Source organism: Mycobacterium sp. TH-M82, from assembly GCF_057473605.1.
This window is the reverse complement of the sequence record NZ_JBYCKY010000561.1, coordinates 1-5,864: the sequence shown is the minus strand read 5'-3', so window position 1 is coordinate 5,864 and position 5,864 is coordinate 1. Positions and strand designations below refer to the sequence as shown.

5 protein-coding genes and 1 pseudogene are annotated in these 5,864 nt (G+C 68.6%); 4 read left to right on the top strand and 2 right to left on the bottom strand.

Features of this window, described 5'->3' with window-relative positions; all coding sequences use genetic code 11:
• Positions 1 to 301: pseudogene (locus tag AC2VON_RS16905) on the top strand (dihydrodipicolinate reductase); the annotation flags it as partial.
• Between the two features lie 87 nt (positions 302 to 388).
• Positions 389 to 2,011 carry an Hsp70 family protein gene (locus AC2VON_RS16900; protein ID WP_486953981.1) on the top strand — a complete coding sequence of 541 codons (1,623 nt, stop codon included), beginning with the start codon at positions 389 to 391 and terminating at the stop codon, positions 2,009 to 2,011.
• A 34-nt stretch (positions 2,012 to 2,045) separates the two neighbouring features.
• Here AC2VON_RS16900 and AC2VON_RS16895 read toward each other — a convergent pair whose 3' ends face one another.
• Together AC2VON_RS16895 and AC2VON_RS16890 are read right to left on the bottom strand one after the other, a co-directional pair.
• Entirely contained in the window at positions 2,046 to 2,681 is a 636-nt protein-coding gene (locus AC2VON_RS16895; RefSeq protein ID WP_486953980.1) for an MBL fold metallo-hydrolase, read from the bottom strand.
• Positions 2,678 to 3,763 (bottom strand): S-(hydroxymethyl)mycothiol dehydrogenase, encoded by a 1,086-nt coding sequence (locus tag AC2VON_RS16890; protein WP_486953979.1) that lies wholly within the window; start codon positions 3,761 to 3,763, stop codon positions 2,678 to 2,680. The genes AC2VON_RS16895 and AC2VON_RS16890 overlap by 4 nt, the downstream gene beginning before the upstream one ends.
• Before the next feature lie 78 nt (positions 3,764 to 3,841).
• On the opposite strand from AC2VON_RS16890, the gene AC2VON_RS16885 reads away from it, so the two are divergent.
• Positions 3,842 to 4,861: a class I SAM-dependent methyltransferase gene (locus AC2VON_RS16885; protein WP_486953982.1), complete on the top strand. Its 1,020-nt coding sequence runs from the start codon at positions 3,842 to 3,844 to the stop codon at positions 4,859 to 4,861.
• Entirely contained in the window at positions 4,858 to 5,691 is an 834-nt protein-coding gene (locus AC2VON_RS16880) for a serine hydrolase domain-containing protein (RefSeq protein ID WP_486953978.1), read from the top strand. The genes AC2VON_RS16885 and AC2VON_RS16880 overlap by 4 nt, the downstream gene beginning before the upstream one ends.
• Positions 5,692 to 5,864 lie beyond the last annotated feature (173 nt).

Sequence of the window (5,864 nt, the reverse complement as noted above, 5' to 3'; positions counted from 1 at the left end):
CCGGGGCCAGACCCGCATCCAGTTGGAGCACGTCAACCGCATCGGGCGTGACGCGGCCCCGGACTGGCCGTCGGGCACCCGCGACGACGTCTACCGCATCGACATCGAGGGAACGCCGAGCATCTCGCAGGAGACCGCTTTCCGATTCACCGACGGCTCCGGTCGCGACGCGGCGACCGCCGGCTGCCTGGCCACCGGAATGCGGGCGCTCAACGCGGTTCCCGCGGTCAATGACCTGCCGCCCGGCTGGGTGACCGCGCTCGACCTGCCACTCATCGCCGGCGCCGGCACGATTCGCTGAGCAAATACCGGGGAAACGGCGTGTTTGCCGATAAATTGTAGTGGTTGGCGTGTAGCCGCAGGCCGGCGAGACCGGGGATTGGACATCATGGCGGACCAGACGATAACGGCGATCGGCATGTCGGTCGGGGCCACCACCCTGGCGGCGGTCACCGCTGATCGTGCGGTCACCCGCCGGCCCGTGCTGACGCTGTATGAAAACCGTTCACCTCAGGTCGGGGTGGCCTCCGAGCTGCCGGTGGACCCCGGCGAACCAGGGCTGGTGATCACCGACTTCGTGAACCGGGTGGGCGACTCCGCGCCGGTGGTGGCCACTGACGGATCCACCCGCCGTGGCGAGCGGCTGCTGGCCGACGCGTTGCATGCGCTGGCCGTCGTCGCGACCGACGGACGCCCGCTGCCGGCTGCGGTCGCGGTGAGCCATCCCGCGCACTGGTCGGCGACGGCCGTGGACGCGTTGGGCACAGCGCTGAGCCGGGTGCCGGAATGGTCACCGTCTCCGCTGCCGCTGATCACCGACGTTGCCGCGGCGCTGACGGCGCTGCAAGCCGACCCGGGCCTACCGGTCACCGGGATCATCGCGGTGTGTGACTTCGGCGGCAGCGGCACCAGCATCACCCTGGTCGACGCCGCCCGCGGCTATCAGCCCATCGGTGCCACTGCGCGGTATACCGATTTCTCCGGTGAGGTGATCGACCAGGCGCTGCTGAACTACGTGGTGGCCGATCTGAGCGCCAGCGGCTCATTAGACGACGCCCCGGGAACCGGGGGGGTCGGTTCGTTGACCCGGCTGCGCAGTCAATGCCGCCACGCCAAAGAGCGGCTTTCAGCGGACACGGTCACCGAAGTGACCGTCGATCTGCCCGGGTTCCGCGGTGACACCTGGTTCACCAGAGCAGAACTCGATGAAGTGATCCGCCAGCCGTTCGACGGCGTCATCGATGCGGTGCGGGAGACCATGAACCGCAAGAGAATTCCCGCGGCGGACCTGGTGGCGGTGGCCGCTGTGGGCGGCGGGGCGAACATTCCGGCGATCACCGCAGGGCTGTCGCACGGTCTTGGCGTCGCGGTGATCAGCTCGTCGCGACCGCAGCTGGCGGCGGCCATCGGTGCCGCTTTGCGAGTCACCGGCAGGGCTCCGGAAGCTCCAGGAACCGCTGGTGTTCCGGCCGCACCTGCACCCTCGCCGCCGGCCTTGGCGGTACCGCCATCGCCGCAGCCCATGCCGTCTGCACCGCCGCCGCAGCCCGACCCATCGGTATGGCAGCAGCCCGATACCCCGGTATCGCCGCAGCCGCAGCCGACCGAACCCGCGTGGCCGGCACCGCCAGGGCCCGATCCGGTGACATCGCCGGAGCCTGCGGGCGGGTACGAACCGTTTCCGAACGGCTCCGGTCGGAGCAAGGTCGACTGGTACCGGCGGCCGGTGCCGTTGATCCTGGGCGTGGCGCTGACGGTGCTGGCCATGGGTGTGGTGGCGGTGATCGCACTGCGGCACGCTGCCAGCAGCGAACCGGCGCCGCCGACCGTCACCCCGCAACCGACGGAGCCCACCTCTCAACCCACGTCGCATGACGTGCCGCCGCCGCCTGAACAGCCGCCGCCGCCCGCGATTCCCACGCCTCCGGAGATGCCCACGCTGGGGGAAATCCCCGGTGTCACCACTATCCCGCCAGCTCCGGAATCCCCTGCCACCTCCGAAGCTCCGTAGCGCGTAGCCCGCGCGGCAGCAGGAGATCAGTGGCTCAGCGTCCTCGGGCCACCCATTCGTCGTAGTGCACCAGCTCGTCGCCGACCCCGGTGGTGCCGCCGTGGCCGGTGTAGACGATGGTGTCGGCCGGCAGGTTGCCCAGCCGGTGCGAGATCGACGCCAGGATGGTCGGGAAGTCCGAGAACGAGCGCCCGGTCGCACCCGGCCCGCCGGAAAACAAGGTGTCGCCGCTGAACACCGCGCTCAGGTCGGGTGTGTACCAGCACACCGACCCGGGGGAGTGTCCGGGGGTGTGCAGCGCATACAGCTTCATACCGGCGACGGTCAGCGTCTTGCTGTCAAAAACCGGGTGAAAGTCCTGGTCCGGATGGGTCATCCGCCACAGGATGTCATCGTCGGGGTGCAGCAGCACCGGCGCGTCGAATGTCTCGCCCAGCTCCGGGGCCACCGTGACGTGGTCGTTGTGGCCGTGCGTGCACAGCACCGCCAGCACCTTGCGATCACCGACCGCCTCCACAATGGGCGCGGCGGTGTGCGCGGCATCGACAACCACCACCTCGGAATCGTCGCCGACGATCCAGACGTTGTTGTCGACTTCCCAACTGCCGCCGTCGAGTTCGAAGATGCCGTGGGTGACCACCAGCTCGATGCCGGCCTTGAAGCCGGTCATAGCATCACGACCGAGCGCAGCACCTCACCGGAGTGCATTCTGGCGAATGCCTGCTCGACGTCGCCGAGTCCGATGCGCTCGGAGACGAACTTCTCCAGCGGCAGCCGGCCCTGCAGATACAGGCTGATCAGGGTGGGGAAGTCACGCTCTGGCAGACAGTCGCCGTACCACGAGGACTTCAGCGAGCCACCACGGGAGAAGATGTCGATCAGCGGCATGTCCAGGCGCATCTCCGGTGCCGGAACCCCCACCAGCACAACCGTTCCGGCCAGGTCGCGGGCGTAGAACGCCTGCTTCCAGGTTTCCGGGCGACCGACGGCGTCGATCACCACGTCCGTGCCGAAACCACCGGTGAGGTCGGCGATGGCCTGCACCACGTCGGCTTCGCGGGCGTTGACGGTGTGGGTGGCACCGAAGTCGCGGGCCCACTCCAGCTTGGTGGCATCGGTATCGACGGCGATGATCCGCTCGGCCCCGACCAGGGCCGCGCCGGCGATGGCCGCATCGCCCACCCCGCCGCAGCCGATCACCGCGACGGTGTCGTCACGGCTGACGCCGCCGGTGTTGATGGCCGCGCCCAGGCCGGCCATCACCCCGCAGCCCAGCAGCCCGGCCACCGCCGGGTCGGCTGCCGGGTCGACCAAGGTGGCCTGACCGGCGTGCACCAACGTTTTGTCGGCGAACGCGCCGATGCCCAGCGCCGGGGTGAGCTCGGTGCCGTCGGCCAGCGTCATCGGTGTCGACGCGTTGCAGGTGTCGAAGCAGTACTGTGGCCGGCCGCGTTTGCACGCCCGGCACTGGCCGCAGACCGCCCGCCAGTTCAGGATCACGAAATCGCCCGGGGCCACCGTGGTCACCCCGGCGCCGACCGTCGCCACGGTGCCGGCGGCCTCGTGGCCGAGCAGGAACGGGTAGTTGTCGTTGATGCCGCCGTCGCGGTACATCATGTCGGTGTGACACACCCCGCAGGCGATGATGTCGACCACCACGTCACCCGGTCCGGGATCGGGGACGACGATGTCGACCTGCTCGACCGGGTCGCCCTTCTTCCGGGAAATCACGCCGCGCACCGTCTGACCCATGCCGGTTAACCTACCTGTGTGACAGCTCCAGCCGAAGGCGCCCAAGAAACTGAGGATACGAAACGATTCACCAAGCGGATGGTGAACGTCATCGATGATGCCAGTGTGGCGATTCTGACCAGCATCGGGCACCGGACCTCGCTGTTCGAAACGATGGCCGGGTCAGCACCTGCGACCAGCGCCGAGATCGCCGCGGCTGCCGGGCTCGACGAACGATATGTCCGCGAATGGCTGGGCGGCATGGTCACCGGCCGGATCGTCGACTACGACCCGTCGGCGGCGACGTATGTGCTGCCGCGCCACCGCGCCGCGGTGTTGACCAGAGCGGCCGGCCCGCGCAACCTCGCCGCGGTCGCCATGTCGATCTCCCTGCTCGGCGAGGTCGAAGAGCGGATCGTCGATTGCTTCCACGCCGGTGGCGGCTTGCCGTACAGCGAATATCCCCGCTTCCACGCGATCGAAGCCGAACAGAGCGCCCAGGTGTTCGACACCGCACTGATCGACCACATCCTGCCGGTGGTTCCCGGTTTGCCGGAGCGGCTGCGGGCGGGCCTGGACGTAGCCGACTTCGGTTGCGGCAGTGGGCATGCCGTCAACATGATGGCCCGGGCATTCCCGGCGAGCCGGTTCACCGGGATCGACTTCTCCGATGAGGCCCTGGCGGTGGGTTCCGCCGAGGCCACCGCTGCGGGGCTGGCGAACGCGGCATTCGAGCGCCGTGATCTGGCCGAGGTGGATCTGGTGCAGGCCTACGACGTGATCACCGCATTCAACACCATTCACGACCAAGCGCAGCCGGCGCGGGTGCTGCGCAATATCCATGCCGCGCTGCGGCCCGGCGGGGTCTTCCTGATGGTGGACGTCCGGGGCTCCAGCCGCCTCGAGGAGAACATCGGGATGCCGCTGGCGCCTCATCTGTATACCGTGTCGACGATGCACTGCATGTCGGTGTCCCTGGCCTACGGCGGCGCGGGGCTGGGTACGCTCTGGGGCCGCCAACTGGCCACTTCGATGCTCGCCGACGCCGGCTTCGCCGACGTCGCGGTCGAGGAACTGGATGCCAACCCGGGTAAATACCACTACATCGCGCACAAGTGACCGCCCGCCATGCTCTCTGCGCTCTCGACGACTGGCCGGTCGACACCGCGGCCGGCGCGGTGGTCGGCCCGCGGGGGGTGCTGGCCGGCCATGGCGACATCCGACGCGAGTTCTTGCTGGCGTCGGTGACCAAACCGCTGGTGGCTCGGGCGGTGCAGGTCGCCGTCGAGGAGGGGGCCGTCGAGCTGGACACGCCCGCCGGCCCGCCCGGCGCCACCGTGCGTCATCTGCTGGCGCACGCATCAGGGCTTTCGCCGTCCTCCGATCGGGTGGTGGCCAAGCCCGGCACCCGTCGTGTCTACTCCAACTACGCCTATTCGGTGCTGGCCGAAACCCTACAGCAGGCCTCGGGCATCGAGTTTCACCGTTACCTCGCCGAGGCGGTGTTGCAACCACTGGGCATGACGGCCACCCGGCTCGACGGCGGCATGGCCGCGGCGGGGTTCGGGGCCACCTCGACGGTCGCCGACCTGGCTGCGTTCGCCGGTGACCTACTGCGCCCGACGACGGTGTCGGCACAGCTGCACGCCGAGGCGATCACCGTGCAGTTCCCCGGTCTGGACGGTGTTCTGCCCGGATACGGCGTGCAGCGGCCCAACGACTGGGGGCTGGGCTTCGAGATCCGGGACGCGAAGTCGCCGCACTGGACCGGTGCGTCCAACTCGCCGGGCAGCTATGGTCATTTCGGTCAATCCGGCACGCTGATCTGGGCAGATCCTGCGGTGGAGCTGGTGTTGATCGTGCTCACCGACCGCGATTTCGGGAACTGGGCGAAGCCGTTGTGGCCGGTGCTGGCCGACACGGTGATAGCGGAGTATCGACAGAACTAGCGCAACAGGCGCCTCACAAGGCACAATAGACGCGCACAACACGAGAACATCAGCTACATCGGTGCTCGTCGCGGTTTCACCGGGTCGTTGGGGAAGACGTCCCTTGTGGAGCCGAAGGAGCAACCGATGAGCGTGTCGAACCAGTTCGCCGACTCGACCAGCGGCGTGGTGTA